This is a genomic window from uncultured Methanofollis sp. (assembly GCF_937919355.1).
Lineage (GTDB): Archaea > Halobacteriota > Methanomicrobia > Methanomicrobiales > Methanofollaceae > Methanofollis.
Genome location: NZ_CALFSA010000236.1, coordinates 1 through 1,675 on the forward strand (window position 1 = coordinate 1; position 1,675 = coordinate 1,675).

2 pseudogenes are annotated in these 1,675 nt (G+C 64.4%); both read right to left on the reverse strand.

Going from position 1 to position 1,675, the window contains the following annotated elements:
- A pseudogene (locus Q0520_RS11625) lies at positions 1-363 on the reverse strand (hypothetical protein); the annotation flags it as partial.
- 336 nt (positions 364-699) lie between these two features.
- Positions 700-1,675: pseudogene (locus tag Q0520_RS11630) on the reverse strand (radical SAM protein); the annotation flags it as partial.

The window sequence follows — 1,675 nt, forward strand, 5'->3', positions numbered from 1 at the left end:
GCCGGGGGTGGCGCCGTACGCCAGGGCCCTGAACGTCTGCTCGATGCCCTTCCCGCCGACGACGAGGGCGACGAAGAGGTGGAAGACCATGCAGGCGAGGAAGAAGAGAACGGTTCCGCCGATCAATTCGCCGATGACAAATGTGATCCCGTCAAACACAAGCGCCGCGGCGTTCCCGCCAGACGTTAAGGTGTAGGAGAAGAGCCAGCCAATGATGAAAATGGTGAGGAGGGTTAAGTTGATGGCGAGGAGGACGACAAAGTATTTGAGGACGGCGCCCGGTTCGTCGGATCGTGCGTTCCCGAACGCCTCCACCGGGCGCATGACGAACCCTTTCACCTTTTCGACGATTTCGGGCGGCATGATAGGAGTAGAGAGCACCAGGATTTATTTTTTCGGCTTTGTTGAAATCCTCATGTTCAGGTTGATGTCTCTCTCCCTTCCATGAGAGGAGACGCAGATTCACCGCCTTCCCGACCCTATCGCAATGCGGGGGTCCGGGGGCAACGAGAAGGTCGAAGACCTTCGAGGCAGTCCCCCGGCGCGAGCGTGCGGGAAGGCACGTCGATTGGCACATGCCCCTGAACAATTTTCATGGAGTGTGCTTGAGCCCGGGGTTCATGCCCGATTCAACAGAGCCATTTTTTCTGAAAAATATCAGACACGATGGGCTCTTCTCCCGGAGGAGGTGTACCCCTCTCACTCGAACGCGAGGTACCCGTCCACCGCAGTCTCCCCCGCGACCTTCCTGAATGCGGCGAGATCCCTGAAGGGCCGCTTTGCAAGGACCGTGACCGCCGTCTTCTTGCCGACGCCGGGGATACTGCGTATCGCCGACGGCGGGAGAGTGTTCACCTCGACCGGCGCCGGGAGAGCGGTGATCGACCGCATGCCCCAGTCGACGACGACGGCGTCGGTGACCGTCCCCTCGGGGAGGGAGAGGGGGAGGCCGACAAGGATGGGGTACGACCCCATCTGCCGGCCGAAACTCGTCTGCCCGGAGACCTCGACCCCGACGTTGGAGAGGAGGGTGCCTGCCGGGAAGACCCTTCTCAGCATGGGGAGGTCGAATTCCTTCCTCACCCACTCCTTGAAGGCCCGAAACGCCCCTTCGTGCCGCCCGAGGGTGTTCTCCTCGTAGGCCCGCGTGCCCATGAAGGGCATCAACTGCCTGATGTTCACCCGCCGCACCTGGAGACCGGCGGCGAGCACCTTCTCCAGGAAGGCGCGGTTTCGGGCATAGGTCTCCGCGGTCTCGCCGGCAAGGCCGCAGACAAAGTTGAGGCCCGGGAGGAGGTCGGGGACGCCGTCCCGCCGCCCGCCGCCGACCTCGTTGACGACCTCGATAGCCCGGAAGACCGCGTCGGGGAGGGCCTTGAGGTTGTTCGCCCGGATCACCGCGGGGTCGGCGGTCTCCATACCGAAGGCCGCGACGTCGCCGGGCGTGTGGCCTGCCACGATGGCGGCAAGGGCCTCGCGGCTCTCCTCCTCGTGGCGGGCTATGGTGCCGGGGTTCACATTGTCGATGTGGAGGGTCTGGAGGTCGGGCGCCGCCGCCCTGATGCGCGAGAAGAGGTCGGCGATGAGGTCGGGCCGCGGCTTCGGGAACTCCGCTCCTCCACCGGTGCCGAAGGCAAGGAGGTCGGGTTGCCGCCCGAGCCTGAAGTGGCGGGGG